Annotated in this window: 19 protein-coding genes; 7 read left to right on the top strand and 12 right to left on the bottom strand. The window is 38.2% G+C overall.

All coding sequences use genetic code 11. The annotated features are described in order from the left end of the window. Window positions 1–90: 90 nt before the first annotated feature. The 3 genes from F968_RS10465 to F968_RS10455 all read right to left on the bottom strand — a co-directional run bounded on the left by F968_RS10465 (window position 91) and on the right by F968_RS10455 (window position 1,672). On the bottom strand, window positions 91–480 hold the full coding sequence (locus F968_RS10465) for a tautomerase family protein (RefSeq protein ID WP_004792877.1): 390 nt from the start codon (window positions 478–480) through the stop codon (window positions 91–93). Window positions 481–606: 126 nt separating this feature from the next. After that, complete coding sequence (ygaH, locus tag F968_RS10460; protein WP_004792874.1) at window positions 607–948, bottom strand: L-valine transporter subunit YgaH; 342 nt, start codon at window positions 946–948, stop codon at window positions 607–609. A gap of 1 nt (window position 949) precedes the next feature. Beyond that, entirely contained in the window at window positions 950–1,672 is a 723-nt protein-coding gene (locus tag F968_RS10455; RefSeq protein ID WP_081399530.1) for an AzlC family ABC transporter permease, read from the bottom strand. Between the two features lie 121 nt (window positions 1,673–1,793). Here F968_RS10455 and F968_RS10450 point away from each other — a divergent pair, with 121 nt between their 5' ends. Further along, window positions 1,794–2,264, top strand: coding sequence for a hypothetical protein (locus tag F968_RS10450; RefSeq protein ID WP_176564279.1), 471 nt, complete (start codon window positions 1,794–1,796; stop codon window positions 2,262–2,264). Between the two features lie 74 nt (window positions 2,265–2,338). Here F968_RS10450 and F968_RS10445 read toward each other — a convergent pair whose 3' ends face one another. Continuing rightward, entirely contained in the window at window positions 2,339–2,665 is a 327-nt protein-coding gene (locus tag F968_RS10445) for a hypothetical protein (protein WP_004792870.1), read from the bottom strand. A gap of 170 nt (window positions 2,666–2,835) precedes the next feature. Then, window positions 2,836–3,543, bottom strand: a complete 708-nt coding sequence (locus tag F968_RS10440; RefSeq protein ID WP_004792868.1) for a Crp/Fnr family transcriptional regulator — start codon at window positions 3,541–3,543, stop codon at window positions 2,836–2,838. 92 nt (window positions 3,544–3,635) lie between these two features. Here F968_RS10440 and F968_RS10435 point away from each other — a divergent pair, with 92 nt between their 5' ends. Then, window positions 3,636–4,157, top strand: coding sequence for an Mpo1 family 2-hydroxy fatty acid dioxygenase (locus F968_RS10435; protein WP_004792866.1), 522 nt, complete (start codon window positions 3,636–3,638; stop codon window positions 4,155–4,157). A gap of 46 nt (window positions 4,158–4,203) precedes the next feature. On the opposite strand, the gene ychF is transcribed toward F968_RS10435, so the two are convergent. The 7 genes from ychF to F968_RS10400 all read right to left on the bottom strand — a co-directional run bounded on the left by ychF (window position 4,204) and on the right by F968_RS10400 (window position 11,839). Beyond that, window positions 4,204–5,295 (bottom strand): redox-regulated ATPase YchF, encoded by a 1,092-nt coding sequence (gene ychF / locus F968_RS10430; protein ID WP_002050104.1) that lies wholly within the window; start codon window positions 5,293–5,295, stop codon window positions 4,204–4,206. Between the two features lie 93 nt (window positions 5,296–5,388). After that, entirely contained in the window at window positions 5,389–6,048 is a 660-nt protein-coding gene (locus tag F968_RS10425) for a methionine ABC transporter permease (RefSeq protein WP_004792864.1), read from the bottom strand. Continuing rightward, the gene (locus tag F968_RS10420) at window positions 6,029–7,105 is read right to left on the bottom strand and encodes a methionine ABC transporter ATP-binding protein (RefSeq protein ID WP_081399528.1); all 1,077 of its coding nucleotides are present in this window, start codon (window positions 7,103–7,105) and stop codon (window positions 6,029–6,031) included. The genes F968_RS10425 and F968_RS10420 overlap by 20 nt, the downstream gene beginning before the upstream one ends. A gap of 5 nt (window positions 7,106–7,110) precedes the next feature. Continuing rightward, window positions 7,111–7,941: a MetQ/NlpA family ABC transporter substrate-binding protein gene (locus F968_RS10415; RefSeq protein WP_004792861.1), complete on the bottom strand. Its 831-nt coding sequence runs from the start codon at window positions 7,939–7,941 to the stop codon at window positions 7,111–7,113. A gap of 14 nt (window positions 7,942–7,955) precedes the next feature. After that, window positions 7,956–9,368, bottom strand: a complete 1,413-nt coding sequence (locus F968_RS10410) for an LLM class flavin-dependent oxidoreductase (RefSeq protein WP_004792858.1) — start codon at window positions 9,366–9,368, stop codon at window positions 7,956–7,958. Beyond that, window positions 9,368–10,591, bottom strand: a complete 1,224-nt coding sequence (locus tag F968_RS10405) for an SfnB family sulfur acquisition oxidoreductase (RefSeq protein WP_004792856.1) — start codon at window positions 10,589–10,591, stop codon at window positions 9,368–9,370. Before F968_RS10405 ends, F968_RS10410 begins: the two co-directional genes overlap by 1 nt. A gap of 12 nt (window positions 10,592–10,603) precedes the next feature. Next, entirely contained in the window at window positions 10,604–11,839 is a 1,236-nt protein-coding gene (locus tag F968_RS10400; protein ID WP_081399527.1) for an SfnB family sulfur acquisition oxidoreductase, read from the bottom strand. A 345-nt stretch (window positions 11,840–12,184) separates the two neighbouring features. On the opposite strand from F968_RS10400, the gene F968_RS10390 reads away from it, so the two are divergent. The 5 genes from F968_RS10390 to F968_RS10370 all read left to right on the top strand — a co-directional run bounded on the left by F968_RS10390 (window position 12,185) and on the right by F968_RS10370 (window position 16,752). Further along, on the top strand, window positions 12,185–12,949 hold the full coding sequence (locus F968_RS10390; RefSeq protein ID WP_004792853.1) for a glutathione S-transferase family protein: 765 nt from the start codon (window positions 12,185–12,187) through the stop codon (window positions 12,947–12,949). Window positions 12,950–13,486: 537 nt separating this feature from the next. After that, on the top strand, window positions 13,487–14,380 hold the full coding sequence (locus F968_RS10385; RefSeq protein ID WP_004792851.1) for an amino acid ABC transporter substrate-binding protein: 894 nt from the start codon (window positions 13,487–13,489) through the stop codon (window positions 14,378–14,380). A 92-nt stretch (window positions 14,381–14,472) separates the two neighbouring features. Further along, complete coding sequence (locus tag F968_RS10380; RefSeq protein ID WP_004792848.1) at window positions 14,473–15,315, top strand: amino acid ABC transporter permease; 843 nt, start codon at window positions 14,473–14,475, stop codon at window positions 15,313–15,315. Window positions 15,316–15,317: 2 nt separating this feature from the next. After that, window positions 15,318–15,995 (top strand): amino acid ABC transporter permease, encoded by a 678-nt coding sequence (locus F968_RS10375; protein WP_004792846.1) that lies wholly within the window; start codon window positions 15,318–15,320, stop codon window positions 15,993–15,995. Window positions 15,996–16,008: 13 nt separating this feature from the next. Next, a complete protein-coding gene (locus tag F968_RS10370) occupies window positions 16,009–16,752 on the top strand; it encodes an amino acid ABC transporter ATP-binding protein (RefSeq protein ID WP_004792844.1) in 744 nt (247 codons plus the stop codon). Window positions 16,753–16,783 lie beyond the last annotated feature (31 nt).

Below are 16,783 nucleotides of genomic sequence, written 5' to 3'. Positions count from 1 at the left end.
ATTTTTTTAAGCATAGCAGAACTTATGAGGGAGTTAAGCTTTATCACACATAAAAAAATTAATTTTGTCGGACAATTAAGATGTCATTTTTTAGATATTAACTTGATAGTTTAAAAGTAACTCATCTGCATTTTTGCCGCGAATACCCCAATTTTCTTTAGGGGTTTCAAAAATCGTAATTTCAATATCTTGCGGAGCTATTTTGCATTGTTCTTGAATATTGCGAAATAAAGTTTGAATGAGTTGTTTCTTCGTGGCTGCGCTACGTCCTGCAAACATTGAGAGTTCGATAATAACGTAGTGTTGGCTGCGGTCAGAAGGATAGATAAAATTTCCAGGCTTAAGACTGATAAAACGTTGAAATCTTTTCTCGATAGGATATTTCAATTCTTCAATCAGCGCTTGATGGATTGCATGAGAAAGTAATTCTCGATACTGCATAATCGTTTGTTCATTTGCGTAAATTTTAACTTGTGACATTATTATCTCTATTAAGTAAGGTTATCTTTTTAAACAATTGAAAAATTAGATTTTTACGCCAGAAGTTTCAATCTTAAAGGCTTCTGGCTAGGTTTTATTTTATATAAGGAAGATCAGTTTATCTATTTATAAAGGTAAATATGTATAGATCAGGCCATAAACAATTGCGGCAGTTAACGTTGCCAGAACAATTTTCTTAAATTTAAAATAAAGACCTGCTAAAACAAAAAAACCGATCAGCATCGCTAAGCTTTTATCTGGGGTTTCAAGGAGTGGTGGAAGAGTTGCAACCACAAGCATAGCGCTAATTGCAGAGATACCAATGCTTCCCAAAGCAATTTTTAGCCAGATTGAACCGCGTCTTTGCTGTGTACCTTGTAGCTTCTGTATAACAAAGAATGGTCCAAAACGTGAGGCGAAATTGGCAATACCAACAATGATGCCAACCAGAATAATCTCTAGATTCATTTTAAACTTCGACCTCTTCTTGTTGTTTCAGCACATAATGTTTAAACAAGCCGGCTAAAATGCCTGAAAGAATACCAATAAAGATGGCAGCAGATAAGTTAATCCAATAGCAGGCTAAAGCTGAAACGACTAAAGATACAGCGACTACAAGGCTATGTTTTCGCTCAAAAGCCGCTAACAAGAAACTCAAAAATAAAGCTGGCAATAAAAAGTCTAATGCTGCTTGTAAAAACTTTGGAAGATGAGAGACCTGATCTGCAAATAATCCGCCTAGCAATGAGCCAGTTGCCCAAGCCATCCAACTAAATAGGCTCAAGCCTAGCATCCAAGACTCGGACCATTGTTGTCTGCGCTGTGAAAGTTGAATCATTCCACTGGCAAAAACTTCATCGGTTAAGCCCCAAGCCCACACCGCCGTTTTTTTAAGATTTAATTTGTTTGGAATCAGGTTATATAAAGCTGGTCCATAAAGGACATGGCGAATATCAAGTGCAATGACTGTTAATGCAGTTAACCAAATAGATGAACCGCTAGCCAAAAGCGCGACAACCAAGAACTGGCTAGCTCCAGCATACATTGAACAAGATAGGAAAAAAGCTTCCCATGGTGTAAAACCAAACTGAGATGCAGAAACGCCAAAGGCAAAAGAAACAGGTAAATAGGTAAATACGATAGCTTGACTATCTTTGGCGCCTTGCCAAAAAGTTGCCGTTTGGGCAGGCATCAATTGTTGTTCGTACACAATACACCTTGGCAATAAACCAAATGATAAAAATACTTGAAAGATTGAGTATTGTAGCCGAATTTAATAGCATAGTGCCGAAATGTTTAATCGGCAGTTTGCTATGTTCAACGCAAAGATTCGTTTAGTTTATATCGCCATGTTGAGTGCAGGTATTTTTACATTACAGGGCTGTGACAATGGTAATCATGAGGCAGAAAAAAAAGTAGAAATTAAGCCAGCACCTAAACTGACCAATGATGCAACTGTTTATGCTCAAAAAGCATGGACATTGATTAATACGGTTGAGCATTTGGTTTATGAAAAGCAACTAAGTCAAATCGATGACAAAGTTCGTAAACCTTTACGTCAATTGAGTACAGACTGGCGTATCAATGTGAAAATGACTGACTCAGTGACAGAAGGGAAATACGCGCTTTGTCGTAAAGCTCTCACTAGTCTAGATGTGTGGGCTCGTGAAACGCTTGAAAATAATGATTCGGTTGCTAAGAAACAAGCAGACTATGAGCGAGATAAAGCGCAATGTAAGGATGCGATCAATACGCCGAATCTTGGAAACACATCTCCAAAATAAAATTTATAAATATAAAAAAGCGAGATGATTAATCTCGCTTTTTTGCTTTTAAAACGATAATGAGTGAATGTTAATTACGGCTTTGTCGCAGCTTTAGCTGTGTTTGCTGTTTTCACTGCATCTTGTTTCATTTGATGAGTCATTTGCTGTGATTCATGTTGAGCATGCGTAGATTTCATCATTGCTTCATGCTTTTGTTCAGTCATATCTTTTTTAACATCTTGTTTTGCTTTTACTGCTTCTTTTTTAGCAGTTGCTTTGCCGTGTGCAGCAACACATTTTCCGCCTTTATGATTTGGCCCTGTACCACCTTGTAATTGAGTTCCTTTTGGACATGCAAATGCCGAAACACTTAACATAGCCAATACGCCAGCTGTAAGAATTGTTGATAATTTTTTCATGTTAATCAGCGCCTTGTTGAGTATTATTGCTCAGCTTGAGTGTAAAATGAAAATATCTGCTTTAAAACATTTATTTTGTGAAATAGAGTTTGAACAATGTGTTGTTTTGCAGCGTTATCTATTTTTTAATTTGGTTTTAAGTTTTTGTCATATAGCTGGTTGTGCAAAGATTAGGAATGGGCTTGAGCAACTACTTTTAATTTCTCAATATCTATAATCTCAATTTTTCTAAAAGCAATTTTAATGATTTTCTGTTTTTCGAGTAGGCTCAACTCATGGTTGATCGTCTGTCTGGATGTGGTCAGCATATTTGCCAATTGTTCTTGAGAAATATGGATGTGATGATCTTGAATAAGAATATGATTGCCATAACCTTCTAAAATGAATAGAAGACGTTGAGCAAGCCTTTGAGAAATACTGCGTGTTTGTATCGCAATCTGTTCTAAGAAAACGTACCTGAGTTTTTGGCTGGTTAAACGAGCAAAGTAATACCAGTAATATGGATTGTCTTTGAGTAGCTCATTTAAAGGCTTCGCGGGAACATGTAGAACCATACTTTTTTTCAAAGCAATTGCGTCATGCGATCGTGACTCATGGTCAATCAGTGATATTTCACCAAACCACATAATCGGCTCAGCAATAGCAGAAAGAGCTTCATTACCGTTTACATCGACATAACCCAAACTAATTGAGCCTTCAAGTACTGTATAAATGCCATCAAATACATCTTGAGCATGGAAAACATAGCTATTTTTCTCAAAGGTGATTTGCTTGCCATGTTCTAGAATAAAGTTTTGGAATGCTTCCGGAAGCAAACTAAACCATGTATTTTCTCTTAGTCGATTAATATAAATAAGATCCAATATCAGCCCATCCATGAAAAAAATCATTACTTTGTCAATTAGCTGACAACTTTAAGTTTTCCTTATTTGTACAGTATGACTATAGATAGATGAATAGGGAACAACTCATGTCGAATCTGGAGCAACAACTTAGCAAATATGCTGCTTACCACTTAAATCATAAAAATATTTTGACGCATTTTATTGGTATTCCACTCATCGTGTTTTCAATTTTATGTTTAACTGCGAGAGCTGGAGTCGATATTGGCGATTTTAAACTGACTTTAGCTGTAGTGTTGATTGCAGTTAGTACGATCTATTATTTCATTTTAGATAAAGTTTTTGGTTTACTCATGCTGATTCTTTTAGCCGCTGTTTATCCACTGGCGAGCCAAATTGCCCAGTTATCTTTGGGACAATGGTTAGCTGCAAGTATTGGTTTCTTTGTGGTGGGGTGGGTCTTTCAGTTTGTGGGACATTATTTCGAAAAGAAAAAACCAGCTTTTGTTGATGATGTGATTGGACTTGCCATAGGGCCGTTATTTGTATTGGCAGAATTTATATTTATGCTAGGTTTTAGAAAGCCTTTGCATGCGCGTATTTTACAAGAGGCGCGCAGTAAACGAGAGGCGATGGATTTAAGTCATTAACAAGAAAAAAAGCCCCAATATGATGGGGCTTTTTTTGAGCTTTAACTTATACGTTAAAACGGAAGTGCATTACATCGCCGTCTTGAACAACGTAAGTTTTACCTTCTAAACGCCATTTACCAGCTTCTTTAGCGCCGTTTTCACCGTTGTATTGTACGAAGTCGTCATATGCAACAACTTCAGCACGGATAAAGCCTTTTTCGAAGTCAGTATGAATCACACCAGCTGCTTGAGGAGCGGTTGCGCCAACTTTTACTGTCCATGCACGAACTTCTTGTACACCAGCAGTGAAATAAGTTTGTAAACCTAAAAGCGCATAACCTGCACGAATAACCACATTTAAACCTGGTTCTTCCATGCCCATTGCTTCTAAGAACTCAGCACGATCTTCATCTTCTAATAATGAAATTTCAGCTTCGATCTGGTTGCAAAGAGGAACAACAATTGCGTTTTCTTCAGCCGCAAGTTTTTTAACTGCTTCTAAATGTGGGTTGTTTTCAAAACCATCTTCTGCAACGTTTGCAATATACATGGTTGGTTTTAAAGTCATTAAACCAAAACCACGAACTAATTTACGTTCGTCATCAGACAAATCAGCCGCGCGAGCTGGTTTACCTTCGTCAAGTAAAGGTTGGATTTTTTCTAAAACTGCTTTCGTTGCTACAGCTTCTTTGTCACCGCCTTTAGCAACTTTAGTTAAACGTAAAATTGCTTTAGCTACAGTTTCAAGGTCTGCAAGCGCAAGTTCAGTATTAATCGTTGCGATGTCGTCTAATGGATCAATTTTACCATTTACGTGAATTACGTTTTCATCTTCGAAACAACGTACAACATGAGCGATTGCATCAGTTTCACGGATGTTAGCAAGGAACTGGTTACCTAAGCCTTCACCTTTTGATGCACCAGCAACAAGACCTGCAATGTCCACAAATTCCATTGTAGTTGGCAAAATACGCTGTGGTTTAACAATCGCAGCAAGTTTGTCTAAACGTGGATCTGGTACAGGAACAATACCTGTGTTTGGTTCAATGGTACAGAAAGGGAAGTTTTCCGCTGCAATCGCTGCTTTCGTTAATGCATTGAAAAGGGTAGATTTCCCTACGTTTGGCAGACCAACAATACCGCAATTAAAACCCATGAAAACCACTCACAAATGTGTAAATTAAAAATTGTCGCTGATTTTACATGAAAGCCATGACAAAGTCATGGCTAGAGCGGGGTTGTATTGCGTTTAAACTTTACGTTTATCAAGTTGCTGGGCTAATGCATCGCCAGTTGCTTGTACTAACATGACTAAAACAATGAGCACAAAAATTACAGCCAACATAATTTGCATATCAAAACGTTGATAGCCATATCTATATGCGATGTCTCCTAGACCGCCTGCACCAATAGCACCAGCAATCGCAGAGGAGTTAATCATAGTCACAATAGTCACGGTAAAGCCTGCCACAATACCTGGCAAAGCCTCTGGTAAAAGCACGTGCCAAATAATTTGTTTACGGTTACAACCCATGGCTTGTGCAGCTTCAATTAAGCCTTGATCGACTTCACGTAAGCTAACTTCTGCAATACGAGCAAAGAAGGGAATTGCCGCAATCGTCAATGGAACAACGGCTGCCCAAACGCCATAACTTGTACCTACAATCCAGCGAGTAAGTGGAATAAGTGCAACCATTAAAATAAGAAAGGGCACAGAACGAGTAATGTTGATGACCCAACCTAAAGCCTGATTAATCTTTTGTGACGGGTGAATGCCGTGCTCAGAAGTGCTAACTAAAACAACAGCAATCGGTAAGCCAATTAAAAAAGCAATAAATGCAGATGCACCTACCATGAGTAAGGTATCTACAGTTCCAGTAATTAATAAATCAATGAGCTGGTCGTGCATAGCCAAGTACCTCAAATTGTGCAATTGCAGTTGATGCTTCTTGTCGTATAGATGAAAGATCAATTTCTACGTTAGGAATACCGACTAAAAGAGAACCAATAATGTGCCCTTGAATGGTATCGACCTGACTTTGATATAAATTGACGGGCGCTTTAAATCTAGCAAGTAGTTCTTGAATATCTGGAACCTGATGTGCTTCAGCTTCATATTTCAGTTTTACAATAATATGAGTCGAATCTTCATCGGGGAGTGGAGTAATTTTAAAAGGCAGAGTGATCTGTTCAAGGTTTAACAATTCTTGAGTAATTTGTTGCTCTGGTCGTGAAAATACAGACCAGACTTGCCCAGCCTCTACAATTTCACCTTGGTCAATCACAACGACCTGATCACAAATTTCTCGAATGACCTGCATTTCATGAGTAATGAGTACAATGGTTAGGCCAAGTTCCTGATTAATCTTTTTAAGTAAAGCCAAAATAGTAGCAGTACTTTCTGGGTCAAGTGCTGAGGTGGCTTCATCACACAGTAAAATTTCAGGGTGGTGAACAAGTGCACGTGCAATACCGACCCGTTGCTTTTGTCCGCCTGAAAGTTGTGACGGATAATGACCAGACTTATCTGCAAGGCCTACGAGTGCCAGAACTTCATTTACACGCTCATCGATATCTGCTTTGTTGTAATTGGAAACTTTTAAGGGCAATGCCACATTTTCCCAGACCGTTTTTGCAGACATCAAATTGAAATGTTGAAAAATCATTCCAATTCGTTGGCGAGTTTGAATAAGCTCGGCATGACTCAATTCAGCAATGTTTTGTTGATGAATATGAATACTGCCTGTATTCACTTGTTCTAAACCATTTAAAGTGCGGAGTAGGGAAGATTTTCCCGCACCACTTTTACCAATAATGCCTAAAATCTTACCTTGAGGAATATCAAGGTTAATCTCTTTTAAAGCATGCAGCTTTTGACCCTGCGATTGATAAAACTTATTTAAACCACGAATTTTGATATGAGGTAGAGAAAAATCAACTTGTGATCCAAAACTCACCATTGTCATTCTCCTTATTTCCAGCCAGGGAACCAAAGTTTTGGCCCAATCTCAGCATCTAACACAGCTTTAACTTTTGGCGAGTTTTGATAGATCTCAACAAATTTCTTTAATTTGTCGCCCTTGTCTTGATAGTCATCACGTACCACAAACAAAATCGCGTAACGTCTATTGGTATTGTCATCAAGTAAAAGCGCACTATCAGGGTCAGCTGTTTTTGCTAAGCGCAAGTAATGTGGATAGCCAAAAGCCAAATCAACATCATCAATTGCACGAGCAGTCTGTGGTCCTTCAACCTCAATGAATTGCAAGTTTTTAGGGTTTGAAACAACATCTTTGAGTGCAGATAAATGATTATTTGAATCTTTAAGCGTAATTAACTTAGCTTGCTGTAAAAGTAGTAGGGCACGACCTTGATTCACTGGATCATTTGGAATGACTACACGTGCGTTTTGTGGCAATTCATCAAGGCTTTTGTATTTCTTTGAATAAAGTCCCACATGTGATGCTGCACCTACTGCAAAGGCCTTTAATTTAAAGCCAGTTTCTTTAATTGCATTGTCTAAGAACGGTTGATGCTGGAAAAAGTTTGCATCAATATCCCCATGATTTAAAGTAATGGTTGGTGTGTTCCAGTCAGAAAACTCAACTAGTTTCACATTTAAACCTTGTTGCTTTGCTTCATCGGCAGCAGCTTGTAAAGTTTTTGCAAATGGTGGACTAATACCAATCACAAGTTCATTTGAGCCACTTTGACGGTGTTTATTCCAAAAGAATAAAGCAACAAAAAGGACTACAACGACTAAGCCTACACCTAGCCATTTTTTAGAGGCTGTTTGAGCCATGTCTATCTCCAAATTTAAGCGGTTATTTCTTCAATTGTTGTTAGGTTTTTGCTGTTGTTATAGGGACTACATCGGAACGCTTGAACAGGGTGTTGTTTTGGTAATTGATCACCCCGATTAAAAATTTTGTTCCGCAGTGAACCCGTTTTATATGCAGTTTTATAGCGACCACGTTGTTGAAGCTCAGGAATAACCAAGCGAATAAAGTCGTGGTGAGACTCTGGTGCAACTGTACGTGTCAAATTAAAGCCATCAATATCTGTCTCATCTAAAAGATGAATTAAGTATTCAGCAACTTCTTCGCCACTGCCCACGATGAGGGGATAACGACCACCTAGGACATGCTGAGCTTTTAAGTCATTTTTCGTGATTTGTTGCTCTTTAAATTTTTCGGTAATCGAAACAATACTGTTACTTTTCTGGTAAGGAATCGCTTCATCGTCATCAAACTTACTTAAGTCAATGCCTGTTGAACTTGCATAATGCGCTAAGCCTGCTTCAGGGCTTGCATACTGACGGTATTCATTAAGTTTCTGTACAGCCAGATCATGTGTTTCGGCAACAACAACAGTTATGCCAACAAAGACTTTAATGTCATCCGCTGAACGACCTTGCTGTTCGGCAAGAGCACGAATCTTTTTCACCTGTTCGCGAATTTTTTCGGGTTTATCCCCGCCAATAAATACACATTCAGCATGACGCGTCGCAAACTCCATACCTTTTGGTGAAGCACCTGCTTGAAATAGAGTCGGAGTGCGTTGCACAGAAGGAGACACCTGAAACACACCTTCACTCTTGTAATACTTTCCATGGTGGTGAATGGTGTGCACTTTAGATGGATCTGTAAAAACGCGCCGTGCTTTATCTTTTTTTACTGCGTCGTTTTCCCATGAACCTTCCCAATATTTATAGCAAAGTTCTAAAAATTCTTTAGCTTGTTCATAGCGAGCATCGTGGTCTTTTAAACCTTTTTGACCAATTAAGCGTTCCGCACTATCTAGATAACCTGTCACGATATTCCAACCAATACGACCTTGAGTTAAATGGTCGAGACTCGCAAAGCGGCGGGCAAATTGATACGGATGCTCATAGCTTAAGTTCACAGTGACTCCAAAACTTAAGTTTTGAGTGACTGCCGCCATAGCTGAAATGAGTGTGGATGGGTCATGGCTTGGAAGTTGAATAGACTCTTTTAAAGTGAGATCTATACCGTTTTGATAGACGTCATACACACCTGTAATGTCTGCAATAAACAAACCATCAAATAAACCACTTTCTAAGGTTTTGGCTTGCTCTGTCCAATAGCTCAACTCATTAAAACGGTGTGATTCATCACGTGGATGTGTCCATAAGCCATGATTGATATGTCCAACACAGTTCATATCAAAGGCATTAAGTAAAATTTCTTTCGCTTTAACATCTGTCATTACAATGTCCCCCGACGAGGTGGTAGAACACCGTTAAGTACATAGTTCCCAATAAAGTAATATTTCCATCGTGCAGCATCATGCAACGTATGCACACGTGCATTGCGCCAGAAACGGTCTAGACCATCTTGTGATTGACTACCACGACTACCAGCAAGTTCAATCAGCTTCGATGATGCTTTGAGAGCTGTATCGCTACTATGAGCACGTACTTTGGCAACATCAATGGATGCTTTTGCAATGCTTTCAGGTGTGGTTTCAATTTTTGCGGCATCAATTGATTGAGCTGCCTGTTTTAATAACACTTCACTTGCCCGTACATCTACGGCAATGCGCCCTAATTCATAAATTGTTAAAGGATCTTGGTTTGCAGTTTCTACATTTGAATCGATCCATGGGCGAGCTTGATGTACTCTTTGCAAGCTTTCTTCAAAGGCCGCTCGAGCAATGCCTACCTCAATTGATGCATGCATAATTTGGGCAAAAGGGCCCACTAAGGTTGGTTGTAAAAATGCAGTATCAAAAGGAATGACATCATCTGCATCGACAAAAACCTGATCAAATTTAACTGTGCCGCTGCCTGTGGTTTTCTGTCCAAAACCAGACCAGTCATCAACAAGTTTTAGTCCTTGTGAACCACTTTTTACAAAGGCTAGATACTCTCGGCCTGCATCGTCTAAAACTAGAGTTGGAATACGGTGTGCAAATAAACTTCCTGTGCAATAAAACTTTTCACCCTGAATCAAATATCCATTTTCATGAGGGCGGATATTGGTTTGTTTGTGAGTAGAAGTTTTAGTTTTAAACTCAGCAAGTGCATTACCAAAACGAGTGCCATTTAAAACTTCGCCGTATAAGCGTTGTTTTTGAGCTTCTGTGCCTGTATTGCGCAATACTTCTAAGGCATAGAAATGGTTTTGTGGAATTTGTCCGATTGAACCATCGGCACCGCTTAAGAGTGCAATCACTTTAGCAACTGTATGGCTTGAAACTTCGGCACCGCCATATTGTTTTGGCACTGTAATTGCCCACAGCCCTGATTGGCTCAATGCATCGATTTCGGTATACGGTAGAATCCGTTTAGCGTCTCGCTCAACTGCAGTCTTTTTAAATTGTTCGGCAAACTCTTTGGCAATTTCTAAAGCTTCAGCATCATTTTGAATAATGTGTGCTTGGTTTGATGCCGATGTTTGTTTAGTTTGAACCGATTGATATGAAGTCATGACAATTTCTCCTTAAATCCAAGCATGGCGGGCAGGGAAATGACCATTAAGGTAATAATTGCCAATGGCATGTAATTTCCAGCGAACAGGGTCGTGTAAAGTATGTACACGCGCATTTCGCCAATGTTGATCTAAATTATGTTGGCTTAAACTTGAACGGCTACCGCCCAGTTCCAGTAATTTTTCAGAGATTTGTAGAGCCGCATCATTGGCATAGACTTTTGCTTCAGCAACTAAAATTGAAGCTTTTGCTACTTGTTCATCAGTCACAGTTTGAAGTTGGTCAAGTTCATCTAAATATTCAGCAGCTTCATCAAGCAGTAGAATTGCAGCATCGAGCAAAATATTTAACTTACCCACTTCTTGCAGGGTGTAATGTTCAAAGCTGGCTTTTTCAACATTTGCATCAATAATTGGGCGTGCTTTATGAATAGTCGATAAAGTATCGTCAAAAGCGGCTTCCGCTATACCTACATCAATTGCAACTTGTAATAACTGAGAATAAGCACCCCGATAAGTAGGGGCTTTAGTTAATAAGCGTTCATCAAAAATGAGATCTGGATTAACTTCAACGTTATTTAATTTAACTGTACCACTCGCTGTAGTACGTTGCCCAAATCCATTCCAGTCATTAATGACTTCAATACCTTGAGCCTCTCGATTCACAATGACTAAAACGACATGACCTTCAGGATGAACCGCTTTAATTGCGAGCCAATGTGCAAAACTTGTACCTGTCGAATAAAACTTTTCACCGTTTAAAATATATTTGCCATTTTCAATGGTAAGTGTGGTTTCTAAAGTTTTTGAGTCATGGGTATTTCGTTCGGGACCACCGTTGGCAAGACGTTTACCAGCTAATATTTCTGAAAAGATAAATTGTTTTTGTTGTTCTGTGCCCATAATTTCGATCAGGTTTAAAAGGCTAATCTGATTTTGTGGAATCTGACCAACGTTCGCATCACCTTTACTTAAAATACGGAAAACTTGAGCTAGTGTTTTATTGGAAACAAAAGCTCCGCCGTATTTTTTTGCAATGCGAATTCCGCCTAACCCTTTTTGGCTAAAGCTTTCAATTTGCTCATACGGTAATAAGCGTTGTTGATCACGTGTATTACGACCCTCTAAAGCATAATCAGCCACTTGATAAGCAGCATTAATGGCTTGTTGATCATTTTGAATGATTTGGACGTATGCCGTCGTTTTAGATAGAGAATTAGACATAATGACACCTTGTATTGCTGTCATTACCTTACAAAAGAAATATTTTTCCACTAAACGAGGACTTATGCTCAGCTTATGAAATAAAGTGCAAAGCATTTTATTTGATTTTTAATGGGAAAATAAAGATATTAAAATTCTTTATAAATCAATTAATTATTGTTTTTATGCGTAAAGCTAATAATAAAATTAGTTTTAATATGAAAAAGAGCTATAAGTACGGTAAAAAAAGATATAAAAAATATAGACCTAACTGTCAGCAAAAAATGAGCACAATATCCATTGTTTTAAATAAAAATAGCTTCTAAAGTATCTACTTACCATCGACCATTTTTGTACAAATAGTCAAATAAAAATAAACGTGGAGATTTTATGCGGGTTTTGTATCAGTTTCCTTTGTCCCATTATTGTGAGAAAGCTCGCTGGTTGTTAGACCATAAAGAACTTGATTATGTGGCTCATAACTTAATTCCAGGATTTCATCGTGCTTTTGCGCAACTCAAAACAGGCCAAAATTTATTGCCAATTTTGAAAGATGACCATCAATGGATTGCTGAATCAACCAAGATTGCACTTTATCTGGATGATACCTACCCAGAACATGCGCTTTTGCGTCGTGATGAGCAACTTAGACAACAAACTCTGAAAATTGATAGTTTAGCTGATGAGCTTGGTATACATGTACGCCGTTGGGCTCTAGCTCATACATTGGCGCAAGGAGACCATGCTTTAGAAATTATGATGGGTGAACAAGGCTATTTACGCCAGTTTGAGAAAATATCGAAGCCTTTTCTCAAAACCCTTGTAAAGAAGAACTATAAACTTGAAGAGGAGTTGGTGGGTCAGTCCAAAGAGCGTATGGATGAACTCATAAATGAACTCAATAACTGCTTAATAGAAAATCAGGCACGTTATATGGTGGGTGATCGCTTAAGTCTAGCTGATATTTCTGTGTGTTCTATGCTTGCACCACTATTAGAGGTGAAAGGCACGCCATGGGAGCGTGAAGAAGCAGAACAGGTTTCTGAGGAATGGAGCAATTATCAAAAATATTTGCTTGATTTACCTCTAGGCCAATATGTTTTAAGAATATATCAAACCGAAAGAAACGCACGCGTAGATTGGCGAGGAATTTAAACTTTATAAAAAGCCCTGATTTTATCAGGGCTTTTTTGTAATATTTCTAAGGTCAGTTATTAACTTAAATATTACTATCAATTTTCTAAATGCTTTTTATTAAAACATTTATATATATTATTTTGCTGTGGGAATTTCTTCATTTAGCTCATTATTCAACTTTAGTCTAAATACTTAATAATTTTAATTTTTATGTTTTTTCACAAAATACAATTTTTTTAAAAACAGTTTTTAGCTGAAGTTAAGCCACTTTATTGTGCATATGTTTACATTGTAATCAATAATTGCCACATTAAAGTGTAAATAGATGAGCTTAATAATAGACAGAAGATTAAAACATAGATTAAAGTAGAAACATGTTAGCAGTTTTAAAGGTATTAACTCTGCAAAACAGACTGAATAAAATAAGTGAAGCAAATGGATGTGTCCTACTTGGAAAAGTTGGCGCGATAATTGCAATTTAATAATAAATCACTCTATTACTCTATATGAATGATTCTATAGATAAATAGAGAGAATGATCATCAAGGAGTTCTTATGAAACGTTCTGCAACCTCTCTCATTGTTTCAACATTTATGCTTTGTACGGTTGGCGCTACTTCTCAAATTCAGGCAGCAGATACATTAGCTAAAATTAAAAGTACCGGAAAAATCGTTATTGGCCACCGAGAATCTTCTGACCCAATTTCATATGTTGTTGCAGGTAAACCAGTAGGTTATGCAGTCGATATCTGTAACCAGTTTGCAAATGACATTAAAAAAGAATTGAAAATGCCTGGGCTAAAAGTTGAATACAAGGCAGTAACTTCATCAACACGTATTCCTGAACTTTTAGCAGGTAATATTGATATGGAATGTGGTACGACCACAAACTCTAAGCAACGCCAAGAACAAGTGGGCTTCTCAACAAACTACTATGCGACAGAAGTACGTATGGCAGTTAAAGCGAACTCAGGCATTAAGAGTTTGGCAGATTTAAATGGCAAGGCAGTTGTAACAACTCAAGGCACAACATCTGATAAATACATCAAGATGAATGAAAAAGGCCAAGCGCTTAATATCCAAAATATCTATGGTAAAGATCATTCTGACTCGTTTGCAATGATGGCGTCAGGCCGTGCTGCTGCATTTGTTATGGATGATAATATTTTAGCTGGCTTAGTTGCTAAATCTTCTACACCTAAAGCTTTCGCAATTGTTGGTCCAGTACTTTCATCAGAGCCTTATGGCATTATGCTTGCTAAAGGTGATACAAAATTCAAAGCGATTGCTGACCGTACTGTAAATAATCTATGGAAAACTGGTCAAATGGACGCTTTATATAAGAAGTGGTTCTTATCGCCAATTCCACCAAAAAATACAAATTTGAACATGCCACAAAGTTCATCTTATAAAAAACTAAAAGCTCACCCAACAGATGCAGGGATCTAACAAGATCTTTTTGTCCTAAATTTACTTAAGCAAGTGAGACTCACTTGCTTAAGCGGTCTATTTTCCTAAAGATATTCATTTAAGGGGCAAACATGTCAGTCGGCTCGCTAAACTGGACTATATTCTGTGCGGAGTCTAATGAATATGGTGTCGATAAAGCCGCATGGGCAGAATCAGTCTGTAGAGTAATTGGTAGTACAAGCTACAATGCTCATGCTGAAGCGCCCACATGGTTACAAATGTTAGGTTCAGGCGTCTTTACTATGGTTTGGACAGCTGTTATAGCCTTTCTTATCGCATTTTTATTAGGTTCTCTCCTAGGGGTAATTCGTACATTACCTAACAAACCTCTCGCATTTATTGGCAATTGTTACGTTGAAATCTTCCGTAATATTCCACTTATTGTACAGCTATTCTTCTGGGCATTTGTTTTTCCGGAATTCTTACCGGACAGCTTAAGTGCAGGCAGTGGGGACGTGGTTGCAGGTGGATGGTGGAAAAATATTTTAAATCAGCAACCTGCGGTTATTGGTGTTTTTGCATTAGGTCTTTACACTGCTGCGCGTGTATCTGAACACATACGTGCCGGTATTAATACTGTTTCTCGTGGACAAAAGTTCGCAGCTTCTGCAATGGGTTTTACCACTGCACAAAGCTATCGTTATGTTATTTTACCTGTTGCATATCGTACAGTGTGGCCAACGATTACTTCTGAAGCAATGAACGTTTTCAAGAACTCGGCTGTTTTATATGCTTTGAGTGTTTTGAACTTCTTTGCTTATACAAAAACCATGCGGGAAGAAACTTCTCAGGACATCATTATTCTTATTCTATCTACGCCTGTTTATTTAATTATTACTTATAGTATTAAATTTATCATGGCATGGATTGAGAAACGAATGGCTGTGCCTGGCTTAGGTTCAGGAGGGAAGTAATTATGGATTTTTCTTTATTACATAACCCTGATGTGATCGCGGCACTCAAAGAAGGTTTCATTTTTACCCTGACCGTGACTGTATTGGCCATGATGGGCGGTATCCTAATCGGAACCCCATTGGCAATGATGCGTTTATCAAGCAATGCCATCGCAAGTAATTTCGCAAAATTTTATGTCGATCTGTTTCGTGGTATTCCACTGATTCAGGTGATCTTCATATTCTACTTTTTGTTGCCAAAAATATTTGAGTTTCAATCTGATACGTATTGGGGACCATTGTTTTCAAGTGTTGTGACTTTTGCTATTTTTGAAGCTGCATTTTTCTCGGAAATTGTACGTTCCGGAATTCAGTCTATTTCAAGAGGTCAGGTAAATGCAGGATACGCGCTAGGTTTTACCTATGGTCAATCAATGCGCTACGTGGTTTTACCTCAAGCCTTTCGTAACATGCTCCCAGTATTGTTAACTCAAACAATTATTTTATTTCAGGATATCTCATTAGTTTATGTGATTAGTGCACCAGACTTTTTAGGTCGTGCAGATACATTGGCCAATACATATGGTCCTGAAACGAAAGCAACATTCTATTTAATCGTCGCTGTAGTTTACTTCTGTAGTTCGTTTGTGCTGTCACAATTAGTCAAACGCTTACAGCAAAAAATTGCCATCATTCGCTAATTGGAGATTTTAAATGCCAATGATAGACATCCAACATATCTCTAAATGGTATGGTGATTTTCAGGTTTTAACAGATTGCACGACGAGTATTGAAAAAGGTGATGTCGTTGTTGTTTGCGGACCTTCTGGTTCAGGAAAATCAACACTCATTAAAACAGTAAATGCGTTAGAACCATTTCAACAAGGCGATATTATTGTTGATGGAGTTTCTCTGAAAGATCCAAAAACGGATCTTGCTAAATTCCGTTCACGAGTAGGAATGGTGTTTCAACACTTTGAACTTTTTCCACACATGACTGTTTTGGAAAATTTAACCATTGCTCAAGTTAAAGTGTTAAAGCGTTCAGTTGCCGATGCTCGTGAAAAAGGTTTGAAATATTTAGAGCGTGTAGGTTTACTTGCACATAAAGATAAGTTTCCAGGTCAATTGTCTGGGGGCCAGCAACAACGTGTAGCGATTGCTCGGGGCTTGTCCATGGACCCAATCTGTATGTTGTTTGATGAACCAACTTCTGCACTTGACCCAGAAATGGTAGGTGAAGTACTTGAAGTAATGGTGCAACTTGCACATGAAGGTATGACCATGATGTGTGTGACACATGAAATGGGGTTTGCTAAAAGAGTATCTAACCGTTTAATTTTTATGGATGAAGGTAAAATTTTAGAAGACTGCCCAACGCATGAATTCTTCGATAATTTAGATGCTCGCCACGAGCGCGCGAAGCTCTTTTTAGAAAAAATTCAAGCCATGCACTAATACTATTAATAAAAAAAGAGCCTTTTGAAAG

Source organism: Acinetobacter sp. NIPH 817 (assembly GCF_000368405.1).
Taxonomy (GTDB): Bacteria; Pseudomonadota; Gammaproteobacteria; order Pseudomonadales; family Moraxellaceae; genus Acinetobacter.
Note: the sequence above shows the minus strand (reverse complement) of the source record. Positions and strands in the feature narration are given on the sequence as shown.